General features: G+C 68.0%; 18 protein-coding genes. All 18 read right to left on the reverse strand.

All coding sequences use genetic code 11. The annotated features are described in order from the left end of the window. Nucleotides 1-12 precede the first annotated feature (12 nt). Nucleotides 13-3405 (reverse strand): phage tail tape measure protein, encoded by a 3393-nt coding sequence (locus ACPZVR_RS25050; RefSeq protein WP_436702413.1) that lies wholly within the window; start codon nt 3403-3405, stop codon nt 13-15. A 248-nt stretch (nt 3406-3653) separates the two neighbouring features. After that, complete coding sequence (locus ACPZVR_RS25055; RefSeq protein WP_436702414.1) at nt 3654-3863, reverse strand: hypothetical protein; 210 nt, start codon at nt 3861-3863, stop codon at nt 3654-3656. 176 nt (nt 3864-4039) lie between these two features. Next, the gene (locus ACPZVR_RS25060) at nt 4040-4639 is read right to left on the reverse strand and encodes a hypothetical protein (protein WP_436702415.1); all 600 of its coding nucleotides are present in this window, start codon (nt 4637-4639) and stop codon (nt 4040-4042) included. Between the two features lie 81 nt (nt 4640-4720). Continuing rightward, a complete protein-coding gene (locus tag ACPZVR_RS25065; protein ID WP_436702416.1) occupies nt 4721-5257 on the reverse strand; it encodes a phage tail tube protein in 537 nt (178 codons plus the stop codon). A 1-nt stretch (nt 5258) separates the two neighbouring features. Next, complete coding sequence (locus ACPZVR_RS25070) at nt 5259-5522, reverse strand: hypothetical protein (protein ID WP_436702417.1); 264 nt, start codon at nt 5520-5522, stop codon at nt 5259-5261. Beyond that, nucleotides 5519-5902 carry a hypothetical protein gene (locus tag ACPZVR_RS25075; protein ID WP_436702418.1) on the reverse strand — a complete coding sequence of 128 codons (384 nt, stop codon included), beginning with the start codon at nt 5900-5902 and terminating at the stop codon, nt 5519-5521. Before ACPZVR_RS25075 ends, ACPZVR_RS25070 begins: the two co-directional genes overlap by 4 nt. Beyond that, entirely contained in the window at nt 5899-6282 is a 384-nt protein-coding gene (locus tag ACPZVR_RS25080) for a hypothetical protein (RefSeq protein WP_436702419.1), read from the reverse strand. Before ACPZVR_RS25080 ends, ACPZVR_RS25075 begins: the two co-directional genes overlap by 4 nt. After that, nucleotides 6279-6695, reverse strand: coding sequence for a DUF6093 family protein (locus tag ACPZVR_RS25085; RefSeq protein ID WP_436702420.1), 417 nt, complete (start codon nt 6693-6695; stop codon nt 6279-6281). The genes ACPZVR_RS25080 and ACPZVR_RS25085 overlap by 4 nt, the downstream gene beginning before the upstream one ends. Next, the gene (locus ACPZVR_RS25090) at nt 6692-7120 is read right to left on the reverse strand and encodes a hypothetical protein (protein ID WP_436702421.1); all 429 of its coding nucleotides are present in this window, start codon (nt 7118-7120) and stop codon (nt 6692-6694) included. Before ACPZVR_RS25090 ends, ACPZVR_RS25085 begins: the two co-directional genes overlap by 4 nt. A gap of 27 nt (nt 7121-7147) precedes the next feature. Next, nucleotides 7148-8368: a phage major capsid protein gene (locus ACPZVR_RS25095; protein ID WP_436702422.1), complete on the reverse strand. Its 1221-nt coding sequence runs from the start codon at nt 8366-8368 to the stop codon at nt 7148-7150. Between the two features lie 26 nt (nt 8369-8394). Beyond that, nucleotides 8395-8895 (reverse strand): hypothetical protein, encoded by a 501-nt coding sequence (locus ACPZVR_RS25100; protein ID WP_436702423.1) that lies wholly within the window; start codon nt 8893-8895, stop codon nt 8395-8397. 51 nt (nt 8896-8946) lie between these two features. Continuing rightward, a complete protein-coding gene (locus tag ACPZVR_RS25105; RefSeq protein ID WP_436702424.1) occupies nt 8947-10017 on the reverse strand; it encodes a hypothetical protein in 1071 nt (356 codons plus the stop codon). Continuing rightward, nucleotides 9992-11356 carry a phage portal protein gene (locus ACPZVR_RS25110; protein ID WP_436702425.1) on the reverse strand — a complete coding sequence of 455 codons (1365 nt, stop codon included), beginning with the start codon at nt 11354-11356 and terminating at the stop codon, nt 9992-9994. Before ACPZVR_RS25110 ends, ACPZVR_RS25105 begins: the two co-directional genes overlap by 26 nt. A gap of 18 nt (nt 11357-11374) precedes the next feature. After that, nucleotides 11375-12904, reverse strand: a complete 1530-nt coding sequence (locus ACPZVR_RS25115; protein ID WP_436702426.1) for a terminase large subunit domain-containing protein — start codon at nt 12902-12904, stop codon at nt 11375-11377. Between the two features lie 88 nt (nt 12905-12992). After that, entirely contained in the window at nt 12993-13481 is a 489-nt protein-coding gene (locus tag ACPZVR_RS25120) for a hypothetical protein (RefSeq protein WP_436702427.1), read from the reverse strand. Between the two features lie 498 nt (nt 13482-13979). Continuing rightward, nucleotides 13980-14117 (reverse strand): hypothetical protein, encoded by a 138-nt coding sequence (locus tag ACPZVR_RS25125; RefSeq protein WP_436702428.1) that lies wholly within the window; start codon nt 14115-14117, stop codon nt 13980-13982. A 155-nt stretch (nt 14118-14272) separates the two neighbouring features. After that, on the reverse strand, nt 14273-14617 hold the full coding sequence (locus ACPZVR_RS25130) for a DUF6221 family protein (protein WP_436702429.1): 345 nt from the start codon (nt 14615-14617) through the stop codon (nt 14273-14275). Next, nucleotides 14614-14877 (reverse strand): hypothetical protein (locus tag ACPZVR_RS25135; protein WP_436702430.1); only part of this gene is annotated, 264 nt, incomplete at its 5' end. The genes ACPZVR_RS25130 and ACPZVR_RS25135, both read right to left, overlap by 4 nt.

A 14877-nucleotide genomic window follows, 5' to 3' on the forward strand; every position in this document is an offset into this window, starting at 1 on the left:
GTCTCGGACACGTCAGCCCCTCCGCATGTTCAGCGACGCCTTGCCAGCGCCCTTGTTGTTCGCCTTCGCAGTCGCCTTGCCGGTCTTCGACGGACCCGTCTTCTGGATGTCCGACTGGATCCCCGTCAACGTCGCCAGGTGCGCGTTCGTCTGATCGACCTTCGCGCCCAGGGTCGCGATCTCCTGCGCCACGCCCGTCGCCATCTGCGCCGCCGTCACCGTCGCCGCGTTGACCTCGATCCGCTGCTGGAAAAGTCGCTGGAACTCCGCCACCGACTCCGCCGACGCCGTCGCCGCGATGTTCGCCACCGTCGCCGGATCCGCCTGAGTCAGCAGCGAGTCCAGAGCCGCACCCGACAGGCCGAGCGCCTGTAGCGAAGCAACGTCCGACTGGAACGCCTGCGACCCGGCGATGTCGCCCTGGAGGGCGGCGATCGCATCGGCGAGAGACCCGCCAGCCGACCAGATGTCCGTGTTGCCGAACAGATCGCTGGTGAACTTGCCGGAGACCGACGACGCCAACGCCTCGGCCACCGACTTCCGCGCCGACAACTCGTCATCGAGCGCGTCCTTGCTCGCCTCCAGCGACTTGATGAACGCGTTCAACCCCAAGCCGACCTCAGGGAAGAAGCCGAGGAAGTTGGTGCCCTTGGACTTGCCGTCCTTGCGGCCCGGCTGACCGCCCGTCGCCAGACGCTCGGCATTCACCGCGTCGAAGAATCCGACGCCGTACTTCTCCACCGCGGACGCCTTGATGACGTACTCGCGATTCGACAGCCACGTCGGGATCAGGTCATCCGTCGGACCGCCAGGGCCAGTGACGAGGCCGCCGAACGCCCTCTTCTTCTCCGCAGCATTGGCAGAACTGACGGACGGACCCCTGCTCGCCGCACCAAAGAAGCTGTTCAGCCTCGCCCACGCGCCCGAGAGATCCACCGACGCCGTGATCGGGACCGTGCGCGGCTTGGTCAGATCAGTGAGCTGTCGGGACGCCGCCTCGCGAGCACTCTGAAAGGCGCCGTCGTTCAGGTCGATCGACGGCTCCGCCTTGTCCTTGTTCAGCGCCGCGAGTGCCCTGTCGACCTTCTTCTTGCCGCCTTCGAATGCGGCCGTGGAGGCACCGATGTGAGGCTCGGCCTTCGCGCCATCCAGCGCATCGACCGAGGCGCCGACATCCTCCAGTCCCGCCTGTGCGTTCGCGACATCCTGCTCAACCGACTTAGCGGTCTGGTTGGCAATCTTCCGCAGCGCCTTGTTCGTCCGCTCGACCTCAGCCTCGGATGCGGTGGCAAGGTACTTGAGCTGGAGGGCGCCCTCGGTGCCCATGTTCTTGAGCTCCTGGACGACGCCCTCATCGACGCCGTTCTCCAGTGCTTCGCGCGAGTTGACCCGCAGATCCTTGATCGCCTGACCGGCGTCCTCCAGCGACGAGACCCAGTCCTCGAAGGAGAATTTCCCGTCTGTGATGCCGGCGGCCAGGTTGACGAACGAACCAGCAGCCTCGTTGGCGTTGTCGGTGATCGTCTTGAGCTGCTCGTCGGTCAATGAGAGCTGACCAGCGGTCGTCTCGCCCGCGGCGCCGAGATCGCGGGTTGCGCCGGCGGCCTTCCCGGACTCGACTTCTGCATTTGCGAGAGCCGTTCCGTACTCCGGGAAGAGGTCGATCAACTCCTTGGTGGACTTGCCAGCATCCTTGCCGATCTTCTGAAGCTCGGACCACGCCTTCGCGGCCTTTTCGGCGTTCCCGCCCTCGACCATGCCAGCGAGGGCCGCGTCGATGTCCTCGATGTTCTTCTGCGCAGTCTCGGCGCCGGTTGGGTCCCAGTTCGACACCCAACCGATTGGATTTGCCTTCGCCATCCACAGGTCATCAATGTCCTGGAAGGTGTGGTACAGGTCTTCGAAGTTCTGTGTGACCTGACCATTGCTCAGGGCCTCAAGGTCGCGAGTCAGCGTTCCGCCTTCAAGGCGGAGGTCGAAGAGGCTTTCGAACGCGGTTTGCAGAAGAGTTGCGCTCGTCGCGACCGTTGCGAGGCCCGCGCCAGCGGAGATCACGCCCCGCAGTGCACCCTTGGCGCGGCCAGCCTCAATCCCGAGATCCGCTAGGGCTTGCCTGGTATCGGCCACGCCCTGGATCGCCTTCGAGGCGAACCAGGTGCCGCCGCCAAGAATGGCCGTGACACCCAATAGTCCTGACGTAGTGGCCTTCAAGGGTCCAGGCAGCGAGCCGAACGCGGAGCCCATGCCACCAACGGCCGTCGACACCGCCTCGACAATCGGGAGCATCGCCGTGCCAGCTTCGATGCCGGCATCCTTGATGTTGTTCCAGGCAACCTGCGCCTCGGCGGCAGTGGTTTCAGCACGCTTTTGGTACTCCTCGGCCAGCGCCGAGTTCTGCCTCCATGCCTCGTCGCCAGTCTTGAGCGATTCGGTGAGCAAGTCGCCAGCGGAGGCCATGCCGAGCATGGCCTGCGACACCCGGATATCCGAGAGGCCGATCTCCTTGAGTGTCCCGAAGACGTCGCCGCCCGACTTGTTGATCCGGTCGAGCCCCTGGGTGAACGCGGCGAACGCGTCGGCGGGCGCCTCCTTGAACAGTCGGGAGAACTCGTCCGTGGAAGTACCTGCGACCTCGGCGAACTTCTCAAGCTTCGGGCCACCGGAAGAGACGGCCATCGCCATCTTTGTGAACGCGGTCGATACTGCCGTGCCACCCGCCTCCGCCTCGATGCCCATCGAGGCCACGGCGTTCGAAATCGCTAGGATCTCGGGCTCAGCCAGGCCGATCTGGGCGCCAGCGCCGGCGATGCGCTGGGACATCTGGATGATGTCGCGCTCCGTGCTCGCTCCGTCGTTACCGAGAGCCACCAGTGCGGCGCCGAGGCGGTCGATATCCTCCGGCGCGGTGCCCATCACGTTCGCCATCTGCGCGATCGAGGTGGCAGCCTCGTCGGCCGTGAGGTTGGTCGTCTCGCCGAGCTGGATCATCGTCTCCGTGAAGTCGGCGATGTCCTCGCGGGCAACCCCAAGCTGGCCCGCAGCCTCAGCGGTCGCCGCGATCTCCTCGTGGGTCGCTGGCATGGTGCGCGCCAGCTCCCGAAGCTGTCCCTCCAGCTCGTCCATCTGCGAAGCCGTGCCGTCGGTTGTCTTCATGACACCGGCCCACGCGGACTCCCAGTCGATGGCCGCCTTGGTTGCTGCGGCAAGTCCAGCCGCCGCAGCAAGTCCAACGCGGCCGGCGCTGCCGCCGATCTCGGTCAGCCCGGCGCGCATCTGCTGACCGTTCTTGTCCAAGGCGGTGAGCTTGGCGCCGAACTCCTGGACGTTCTTGCCCGCCGTCGTCAGGCCAGCAGTCAGGTTCCCGAAGGAACCCTTGAACGTATAGGTCACGCTGCGGTCGGGCATGCAAGAACACCGCCCTTCGAGGCTGAGAAGCAGGTACCGTCAGGCGCCATGAGCAAGCGCGTGCGAGAACAGTTGGGCTACTCCCTGTTGGGGGCCGCGATGGTTGCGCTAGGCGTCCTGGTGAATGTCGGGGAGGTCGACAACGAGAGCCTGCGGTTGATGTGTAGCGTCGCGGGGATTGGCGGAGTCGCGCTGCTAGTGATCTACCTAGGTGGCCTGATTCGCGATCGGATCCCCGGGAGAAGGCACTAGTTGCCTGGCAGGGCGTCCCGCCGCTGTCCCAGCCAGTCGTCGTCTGGCGTGAGGTCTTCACGAGAGAGCCAGATCGAGACGCCCTCTGCGTAGTGGAACGGCGTCATGGCCGACCGTTCCTTCATCCAGATCCGGAAGAGGCCGTCGTGGAACGGTCGGTCCTTGTGGAGATCCTCATACATCGCCACGACCGCCGCCTGCTGCATCGCCGGGTAGCAGATCGACCGCTGGGGATACCAGTCGATCGTCGCGTCACCGCACTCCGAGAGCGGGCCGTGGTGGAACTTGCAGGTGTTGCGCTCCTCCTCGTACCGGGCGATGTGGAACTCGGCGTCCGGGGAGTCGAGGAACGCGTCGACCGACGCGTGGCCGCCGCGCTCGGCTAGTTCGAGGTCGCGGACGAGGTCGGGCTCGGCGCGGAGCCGAGCCGCAACGTAGGGTCCGCCGGCGCCGACCCTCGGTTGATCGCGAACGCCTGGAGGAACAGGCGGTCGTAGTAGTCGTAGTCCGAGAGGGACTCGAGGAACGAGTCGATGTCGCCCTCGATGGTGGACGCCTGGTCCATGTCGAGGCAGATGGGACAGTGCTCGTCGCGGCAGATGACCTGGGGGAGCAGGACGTCGGGGAGGGTCTCCATGTTGACCCCGAGCACCTCGTCGCGCTTCTCGCCGTCGCGGGGGCCGTGCTCGCGCATCAGAGCGCGCCAGGCCTTGCGCTGGAGGGCGTGCATGACGACCGCCACGCCGCGGGACTCGGCCTCGGCGGCGAAGTCGTCGCGGCTGGCCTTGGCTGCGGCGAGGTCGGTGCGGGCCGTCTCGCCGGGGTCGCGCTCGTGGATCAGGCGGGGGCGCAGGGCCTCCTTGGTGGCGCGCTTGACGGCGTCCTCGGCGCGGGTAACGGCGTCGTCGAGCTCGGAGAGGTGGGCGAGGTCGTCGCCCTGGTAGATGACGACCCGTGCAGTGCGGGGCTTGATGGCGGTCATAGGTGTTCTCCTGGTGGTGCGTGACGGGATGACGGGAGACCTCCGGCGCCTCGTCCCGTCAGCGGGCGCCGGAGGTCGATGTCACGGACCAGCGACGACCGCGATGTTGTCGAAGCCGTCACCCGTGACGGCGACGCCCGCCTTGAAGACGTAGACGCCCTCGGCGGTCTGCGCGGACTGGTCGATGACGGCGGGAGTGATCTTGACGGGACGCCCATCCAGGAACTCGCCGACCTCGGTGGTGTCCGCAGTGTCGTTGATCTTGTTCTGGCGCCGAACCACCCAGCCGGTGAAGCCGTTGCGGAGGAACTCGAAGGCCTTCTTGTCGTCGGAGCCCGAGGCGGCCTGCGGGTCCACGACGCCGACGATGTCGACGCCCTGGGTGGTCGAGGGCAGGAGCACCTCGGCCTGGGTGCGGTTGCACAGCAGGCGGGGCGCCTGGCCCTTGTTGAACGTCACGGTCCAGCCCGTGTTCTCCTCGGTGAGGAAGCACGTGATGTACAGACCGGAGGCGGACTCGACCTCGGTCTTCTTGGGCGGGTTGGACAGCGCCGGGACGAGCCAGAACGACGTCATCTGGAGGACGTTGTGGACGCCGGGCTTCACGGGGTCAGCCATGTCAGATCTCCTTCTTGGGGTCAGCCGACGCCTGGCCGGCGTTGTCGTCGTCGCGGGATGCGGCGGACGTCTGGTTGCGCTCGCGGGCCTTCTTGGTCCCGGGGGCGGGTTCGCCGAGTGGCGTGACGGGCTTCGGGGGAGCGGGCGTGCCGTTCGGGGCGAGTGCGTTCTTGTCGAGGACGGTGACGCGCTCGTCATTCGGGACCTGGTCGCGGCGCAGGGTGTACTCCCATGCGCCCTCGCGCACGCGCACGTAGTCGGTCATGAGGTCTCCTTGGTGGCGGTGAAGGTGTAGGTCGCTGTCACTCCGACGACGCCCTGGTCGTCGGGGTCGCGCGTGATCGTCGGGTCGAGTTCGGCGCGGCAGGGAGTGGCCCGGTAGCCGGTGATGTCGAGCCGGGTACCGACGAGCGCGGCGCGGATCTGCTCGGCGACGTGGAGCGCGGACGCGGCGGTCCTGCCGAAGCTCTGGACCACGACACGTCCCCAGCGGATGCCCTCGGCGGACAGGGTGTAGGTGTCGCCGCGGCCGAGGGTGGCGCTGTACGAGCTGTACGGGTACGTCTTGTCCGTGAGCCCGTTGAGGGGTTGGGTGCGCGGCACAGTGGCTGTCGCGGTGGCGACGGCGTCCATGGCGTCGGTCATGGCAGCGCGAGCCCGATCGCGGCACCGGAGAGACGCTCAAGCCGCTTCTCGGCGAGCGGCATTGCCTGGAGTCCGTCGAGGTGGGGCGGCTGGTTGACCGAGCCGAACTCGAAGCCGGGGCCCATGCCGCCCTGACGCCGACCGGATTCGGGGCCGGTCTCGACCTCGATGGTCGTCAGGCCGCCGGTGCGCATCTCGGTGGTGATGGCGTCGGGGTAGTGCTTGCCGTGGACTCCGGCGGTGTTGCGGGCGTTGTGCTGCCATTCGTCGCGGAAGCCCTCGCCAGCGCCGCGGTAGGCGTCGTACAGGCCAGCCGCGACCGCGCGAGGAGCGTTGCCGAGGTCGCGAGCCAGGTCGTGGATCTCGTCGGCGCCGCTCACGTCTGCACCTCCTCGACCAGCAGCCTGCGTGCGGTCATCTGGTCGCCGGGGATCACGCCGAGGATGGTGAACTCCGCATCGGCAAGCGAGGGATCCGACAGCGGGCCGAGGGTGGTGACACGGGCGACCTTGCCGGGAGCGATGGCGGGGGAGCCGATCGGGATGTGGAGTTCGCGCTGTACGGTCACGATCGTCCGCGCGCCAGCCTCTGATTCGGTCTGCTGCTGCACCGAGCGAACCCGGATGCGGGCCTTGGTGGTGAAGTCGACCGTCAGCGTGCGGACGTCTCGGCCGAGGTCGGGGTCGAATCGCCAGGGGCCGGGCGTGCCGATCTCGACGGTGGTGGTCATGCGGGACTCGGCCTGGGCGCGGAGGAAGGGCAACTCGGCGGCGATGGCGTCGTTGAGGGTCATGGCAGCGGCCACCATTCGGGGTCGCAGCGCGGCGGGGGAGGTGTCCACTGCACGGTGTCGGGCTCGAAGCTGGGCCGGGTGGAGAACGCGGCCGAGTCTCGGTCGGGGGCGAGCAGGTCGACCCAGCCGTCGAGGAGCCAGGAGTCTCCGCCGTCTTGGCTGTCCCAGCGGCGGGTGACGCTGCCGTCGTCGACTGTGGTGGTGACCGATGACGTGCCGTCACCGGCGCCGTGGCGGAAGCGGTTGGCGACCGACTCGCGGACCACGTAGTCGACGAGGTCCGGGTTGAGGTCGGGGTAGGTGGTGCCGAACTTGACCTCGATGAGCATGTAGGCGTCGGCGATCCACTGGGTTGCCTGGGCCTGCTCGGCGGTCGTGAGGGGGCGGCCGAGGCTGGTTGCGATGTCGTCTGCGGTGACAGCCACGGCCGCCCTCCTTCGAACGGTCGTCGCTCAGGCGGCGTCGCTGTACGCCACGAAGGCGCCGAGCGCGTCGCTGGTGACGAAGCCGTAGTAGGCCTCCACGAGGAGCAGGACGAGGTTGTCCTGGAACGCGGAGTGCGTGTTGCCGTCGAGGTCGACGTAGGACGCCTCGGTGGACACCTTGATGGTGATGTCCATGCCGACGCCGTAGGCGCACTGCGACCAGTCGCCACCGATGGCGCGCAGGTTGCTGTCCGCGTCCGGGGACTGACCCACGACCACGTTCGCGTCGGTCCCGCCGGTCAGCGCCGACCCGTCGCCCACGAAGGGCGCGGCAGCAGAGCCGGCGACTCCGATGGTGATCGTGTACGGACCGCCCGCGGAGCCGGCGACCGTGGCGCCGGCGAGGGAGCCGCCAAGTGCGCGGATCGCGGTCTGGACCGTGCCGGCGGCGGCGTTGTACGCGATCGGCGCAGTCTCCTGGCCGCCGTACTTGAGCGCGAACGTCCCACCGGTCGGGGTGCCCGTGATCGTGACGACCTGGACGCGGTTGCCGGAGCGGCGGTAGGTGCCGGAGACGCCTCGGTTGTAGGCGGCCGGGTAGCCGATCAGGCTGGCCGTGTTCGCGCCCTGCTGCGGGGCGTCGACCCAGAGCGGGCGGCCGGTGGTGTCGGTCTCCAGCTTGAGCAGCGGCTTGAGGCGGGGGTCAGCCGCGAAGCCGGAGAAGTCGTAGCCGGCGTCGACCACGAGCTTCTCGCCGCCGACGAGGTCGGCGTACATGCCGCCATCGGCCTGGGTGGCGGTCCCAAGCTCGACGCTGGAGGCGTTCTTGGTCAGGTAGTCGGTGAACGGTCCGGCGCCGCCGGTGCGGAGATCCTTGCCGTGGATCGCAGCGTAGTCGAACGCACGGCCGATCGCGACCGGGAGATCCTGGCGAAGCTGGGCGTAGAGGCCGGCGGGGTTGCTGCGGGCGACCTCCTCGGAGACCGGGACGAGCAGGGCGACCTTCTTGCCGGTCATCGTCTTGATGCCGACCGCTCCGGCGCCGACGGGCTTGGCGCCGCCCTCGGAGACCCAGCCGGCGGCAGGGATGTCCATGGAGACCGGGATGGCGGTGTTGGCGGTCAGGGAGAGCGGCACCCGGCGGGCGAGGCTCATGACCGCGGACGACTCGATGGCCTGGTCGAAGATCGGGCCGGTGATGGTCGGCGGGAGGAGGGTCGGGTTGACGTTGGAAAGCTGGGTAACCATGGCTGACTCCTTGGGTCAGTCGGTCCTCAGGCGAGCTGTGCGCCGAGGAAGTTGGCGAAGTCCTGTTCCGGGGTTCCGGAGTCGGAGGGGTCGCCCTTCGCGCCCTGGGAGAGGTCGGGGCGAGGGCCGGGCGGCTGCTCCGTGGAGCGGCTGGCCCAGAGGTCGGCCTGCTTCCGCATGGTCTCCTCGTCGGAGCCAGTCAGGATGAGGTCGACGTTGTCCGTGATCCCCTTCTCGGCCGCGATCCGGTAGCGCAGGGCTTCGGACGTGGCCTTGTCGGCGAGGGCCTGGGCGTCGGCGGCCGCCTTTTGCGCCTTCTCAAGGTCACTCAGGTTGGCGGCGGCGATGTCGTCGAGCTGCTTTTGCAGCGCGGCGGCCTGCTTTTCGGCGGCGGCGCGAGCGTCGCGCTCGGCCTTGAGTGCCTTCTCGCCGTTCTCGCCCAGCGGCTTGTCGCTGGGGTCGGTGGCCGCGGCAGCAGGGTCGCCCTGCGGGTCCGTGGTCGGGTCGGCCGGGTTGGAGTCGGACATTGGTTCCTCCATCGCGGAGTTGGCCCGGTGACCTCGCGTCACGCGGGAAGATCAGGTGATGAAGCCGTTGAGCCGTAGGAGTCGGATCGCGTCGTCGCGGTCCTTGGCGATCTCGTAGATCGACTCGGGCATGAGGCGGACTCGGCTTGTCCGGGCGTAGCGCTCGCCCGCGGCCCGGAGGTCAGAGTCGGTGCCGAGGCGAGCATTGAGGGACCGGTAGGCGAGCCCGCGGCGCGTGGTTCCCTCGGTGGTGACGAGGACTTCGTGCCCGTAGATCTGCGCCTTGCTCATCCCGCGGCGTGCGTTGACGACTTGGTTGATGTCGGCGCCGTCGCGGATCGCCTCGGCGCCCTTGTGTGTGAAGATCCGGTCTTGTTCGGTCGGGCTCAAGGAGTCGAAGTAGGTGTCGACCGAGGTGGTCAGATCGCCTGCGATGGCTTCGCTGGCGGGGATGTGCCGGCAGTCGCAGCGGGGGTGGCGAAGGAATCCGGTGTTCCAGCGGTAGAACTTTCCGGCGAGGATCGCGCACCGCGAGCACGACGGCGGGTTGAGCATCCGGACGTACCCGCCGACCTGGCGCCGGGCGGCAGTGTTCGCCGACTCTGCGGCGCGGGCAGTGTCGGACAGGATCGTCCCGGCGACCATCGCCATCCACTGCTCAGCACTGGCGAGCGCGTCGCGAGCCGCGACATCGGGATCGAAGGCCGGCGCCGCGGGAATCACCCGCAGTGATCCCTCGACGGCGACAGGCGCCTCGGCTTCGTCGCGGAGACGGGCGTAGGTAGCACCGGCAACCGCGACCGACTGGGCTAGCAGCGTCTCGACCGGACGACCGTCGCCCGCGAGGCCGACGAACGCCGCGCGAGGCACGGACGGACCTTCGGGGGCGATGCCGAGTTCGGTCAGGACGGCGGGGATGTAGGAGTTGGCCTCGGTTGTGGCTGCGATCTGCGCGGCTGCGATGAGGGCGAGGATCTTCGGCCCGACGTCCTCGCGGTACTGCTGCTCCCAGTTCGCGTTCGGCTGGATTCGACGCCATGCGGCGAGGATCGCGGCCAGGGTCGCGTAGCGCAGACGCTCTTGGCGGCGGTAGTACCTACTCGCCGAGTCCGGCGCCGGCATTCAGCAGCCCCTCGGCGATCCGGTCGAGCGTCGGGTCGGTCCGTGCCGCTTCGGCCTCCTCCTCGAGGTACTGCCGCTCCTTTGCCTTGCGCGCTTCGGACCAGCCGAGCTCGTCCCACATGCCCTCGCGGGAGATGCCGCCGACCGAGCGCATCTTGGTCAGGGCGTCGGCGCGCTGGGCGAACGTGGGCGTGCCAGGGTCGAAGTAGTCGACGCGGACTCGGTTGCCATCGACCCAGGTGCCGGTGGCGAAGCGGAGCGCGAGCGCGCCCATCCAGCCGAGCTCCATGCCCTCGGCCTCGTTCTTGTCCTCGACATAGTTGACGAGGTCGTTCTCGTCGGCCCGGATCGCGCCTTCGGCGGGCGGATTGGAAGTGGTGATCCCGAAGTAGCGGGCAGGGAAGCCGTAGGAGACGGCGGCCTGCTTGCCGTAGATGTTGAGCGCGGTCTCGAAGTTCTTGAGGTCGGCCGGGGTGAACTGGCCCCACTTGGCGTCCTTGTTCGACAGCATCTTGATGACGTCGTAGTACGCCTCGAACTGGGAGAGCGGCTCGCCGTTGGCGTCTACGAAGTCGCCCTGAGCGACGCCAGTGGCCCAGATGCCGGGGATGCCGTGTGCCTCTTGGGCGAACTGGAGGTTCGTCAGCGATCGGGCGACGGAGTCCGTGAGGCCGATGATGTCGGTCAGCTCCGATTCGCCGTGGAAGCCGCCGGACAGCCGCTCATTGAGGCCCATGACGAGAGGGATGGGCTCGCCGTGCTCGTCGCGGTCGACCTCGTACCAGCGACCGTCGGCATTCTTGGCGACCCAGCTCGTGCGCCCCGGGACGTAGAGGGTGACGTTCGTCGGGCCCTGGCCGGTCTTGTCCTTGCCGTAGAAGCGCGCTGCGGCGGTCATCTGCTCGGTGCGGGAGTCGACCATCGCCTCGACTTCGCGGGGCGACTCGACTCGGATGATCGGGAGTCGGCGGTCGCGCTCGTTCGCGCCCACGGAGATGAAGCCGCGGCCGTAGATGAGCTTGTCGCGGCGGTACATCTTCGTGTGGGCGGAGAGGTTGTTGGCGTCCCAGATCGCGCGGAGTGTCGGGTCGACCGTCTCCTCGCCGGGGAGGATCATCGCGCGGACCTTCTGGCGGCCGGCGATCGTGCGGACCACCACCCGCGGCCAGTTCGCGACCACCAGGAAGCGGCGCATCTCCGGCGGGATCGCCATGCCGAGCTGCTCGACGCGCTGCATGAGCCGGTAGTAGCGAAGGTTCCGGTCGTCGACCAGGAATCGGGCGTCGAGTCGCTGCTTGAGCTCGGTGATCAGCTCCAGGTCGGAGGGTGTGAGTGCCACGCGCCCCTCCTTCGATGGTCAGCGGCGGAGTCGGATGTAGGCAGGGCCGGTGTCGACATGCCAGCCGGATGCCCGAGCGTCGGAGGCTGCTTCGTGAGCGAGGACGTCAGCCATGAGCGCGTCGATCTTCTGGTGCTCGGATGGCTTGCCGAGGATGTACTTGTCTCCCGGCTTGGCAACCTTGCGGGCATTGAGTGCGTGGGTGCGGGTGATGGCGCACTCGACGTGAGTTGTGGTGCGCTCGACCAGGTCGTTCAGGTAGCGGTCGAGGGCGAAGTACATGCGCTGGATGACGCGGGTCGGGAACGGGATCACCGTCTCCTCGCCGTGCTTCAGTGCCCACTCCTCGATCTGTGTTCCCCAGATCGGGTCCTGGTCGGCATAGAACCGCTCGACCTCGTAGCGGTCGAACAGTTCGGCGACCGCAGCGACCACCTCTCCCTTGGGGATTCGGCCGTTCCACTCGGCCGGGTTCCAGATCGTCGGCCTGGCGTCGGGACCATAGGTCGGGGTGAACCGGAGGCCGTCGCGAGTCTCGGCACGGATGGCGGTCCAGTCGCCCGACTTGGAACCATCGAAGCCCAGGCAGATCGGGCCAGTTGGCTCGTCGATGGTCGTGCATGAGGTCCACAGCTCATCGGTCATGAACGATCCGAGTCCCTGGACGAGCCGGTTGCCAAAGAACCGCTCAGCCTGCGTCGGGTCGGTCTCGACCAGTTCGTCGGCCTCGGGGTCGATCGCCGACTTCGTGTCCACCCACGGCGAGTCCGCGTAGACGTGGACGTGGATCTGCTGGCGCTCCCGCTTCTTGCGGTAGTCGAGATCTGTCGGCGGCTTGCGGTAGTAGCGGAAGATGTCCGGTCGGCGCGACTCGAAAGCCTGCTGAGCCGCCGAGTTCTCCATCGGGTCCCACGGGTTCGTCAGCTCGATCGTGCGGCCCTGCATGCCGGCGACGCCGCGGCGGATCGTCTGCCAGGTGTCGAGGACCCGGTTCGCCGACGTGTAAAGCCCGGACTCGTCGCCCAGGGCGCCGGTGAGCGGCTTGCCGAGCTTCGACTTGGCCGCCGCCGTCATCGGCAGGATCATCCCGCGGTTGGGGGTTCGGATGAACCCCTCGCGGACCTTGACGAACTCCGCCAGTGGGCCCGAGTGGATCATCGTCTGCAACGGCTCGTACACGTTCTGGGTCTGGTCCTCGGCGAACGCCAGTATTCCGAGCAGGGACTTGCGGCGCGGGGCGCCCATCGCCTCGCCAGGAAGGTACTCGTACTCCCAGCCGCACCCGCAGCCATGATCGGAGCAGCGGTAGATCTCGCTGCCCGTGGCCCAGCCGGCGAACAGCGATGGACCGACCGCCTCGAACAGCAGCATCCCGGCGCCCCACGGCGACTTGCCGCACTTCTGTGGGCCGACGATGACCGAACGGCGGTAGAAGAACGGCGCCAACAGCGTCCGAGCGTTGACGATCGCGTCGGCGACGATCCGGTAGTGGTTGACGGTGCAGAACAACTGCCAGCCGTTGAACAGCAGCGGCTCACCCTCGAACACGCCGCCAGGGACTCGGCAGTGGCGTTCGACCCAGTCCGTTGCCAGGAATCCGAGCGTGTGGAGCGGGTCGAAGTCGAGCTCGAGCGGCTCAGGCCCCACCGGACTTGACGACCTTCATCCGGTCGCGCGACGAGGTCTTCTTGGGAGCCGCGGCGTCCTTCTGGTCCCGCTTCTCGCCGACCTCGTCGTGAGCGATCGCCCAGCCGTTCTCGCGCAGGCCCGCCGGCGTGAGACCGACCTGGTCTCGGTACATCCGCAGCTTGTCGACCAGCGCGGCCGACGCGTCCGGGGCCAGCTCGACGATGGCCTTGATCCGGCAGAACTCCGCGACCGTCTCCCAGCGCCACGGCTCCAGCGACCATGCACACGCCTGCGGGGTCCGCCAATGCAGGTCCCAGATCGCCAGCTCGCGCTCGGCGATCAGGTCGCCGGCAGCAGCGGGAGGGAGTGGGAAGTCGGGGACCTCGCCATCGAACCCGGAGGCAGGCAGGGCGGTGAGCTTGTAGCCGCGGCGATCCGAACGGCCCGAGTTCGGATCGGGCGCCGGACCAGAGCGGCCGTGTCCTCCACGGGCCATGATCGATCACTCCTCGCGGCATCGCGCCGCCTGGGCGAACCGCCAGGCATCGCGCCACGCGGTATGTCACATGTGGTGTCGGCCGGAAGGTCTTTGACCCTCCGCGCCTTTCTCAGCCCTCTCCCACGGTCCTCAGCAGGCCCCACTCCGGGGCCACCCCCTGGGGTCGCTATGCGCCTGGTGAGATGCGTCGGGAGGAGGTGGCAAGGTTGCCCGCAGGGCACTCGGGTCCGCGGTAGACACTGCGGTCGCTGTCGTCGTGTCCGAGATGCCAGCTGCTCGGGTCTACCTGGTGCGGTCGGCCCGCTTCGGCACAGCGCCAGCAGGTGAACCGCTCACCCTGGTCCATGCGCCGCTGGTAGTGGGCGCGCAGTCGGTCGTGGTGGGCGTCGTATCCGCGCTGCTGTCGCGAGCCACGCGCTTGCTCTTGCTCGCGTCGGTGCTCAATGCAGCGAGTCTCGGGCTGGATGCGCGGGCAGCCGGGCTTGGCGCAGACCTTCACGCCGTCCCCACGAGATCGAGCAGCGCGTCTTCCAGTACCCGCAGCGGATCACGTGCGCCCTGCTCACGCACCGCAGCCACCAGCACGAGGAAGTCGCGGACCGAGTGGCAGTCCAAGTCGAGTGCGTCAGTCACGACCACGGTTGGCCTCCCGACATGACTCGACCCCGGCTCGGAGAAAGCGAGTCGGGGTCGTGAGGGAATGCGGCAGCCACGGGGTGCGTGAACTGCGCGCTGTGCCTAGTGTGCCAGATGAATGCGACGTTCACCACGCAACCGCCGATGGCGCGTCAGTTCTGCCATGTCGGGTCGAAGTCCGGGTGATCGGCGTACACCGACGCGAGGGCGCGCAGGATGCCCGCACCGTCTGTGTCGACCGTGTTGCCATCGACTCCTCCGATGACCTCAGCGGCGTAGCGCTCTTCCCCGTCGACAGACTGGGCCAGCTCCACGATCCGCCGCTTGGCCTCGCACTCGGCCAGCATGCGCGACGGTCGAGCCATCAGCACTTCGGAGAGTGCGCCAACCTCAGCCCACCCGATGCCATTCGGTCCGGCGCCCTCGTCTGGATCTGCTGGGCCGACCTCAAGTTCGTCCTCGGCGATCCGGGCCAGCAGGAACTCGGTGATCGTCATGCGCCAATCCTCTCGCCTCGTCGCTGGCGCGGCGCAAGCCACTTCTCGTACTGGTCGTGAGACCACGTGTGCTCACGGTCGCGCGGACACCTCCACGTGTCACCGCTGTCGTCGTCGTAGTGCACCTTGTCGCACTCCTCGTCGTCGCACCAGTGACCGTACTGCCGGATCAGCCGGTGAAGCCCGTGACCGTCGGCCTTGCAGTCGGGGCAGAACGCGCCGCGGTCTGGTCGGGTGCTGTTGTGGAGCACGCTCTCGAG

This window comes from Nocardioides segetis (assembly GCF_051390595.1).
Taxonomy (GTDB): domain Bacteria; phylum Actinomycetota; class Actinomycetes; order Propionibacteriales; family Nocardioidaceae; genus Nocardioides.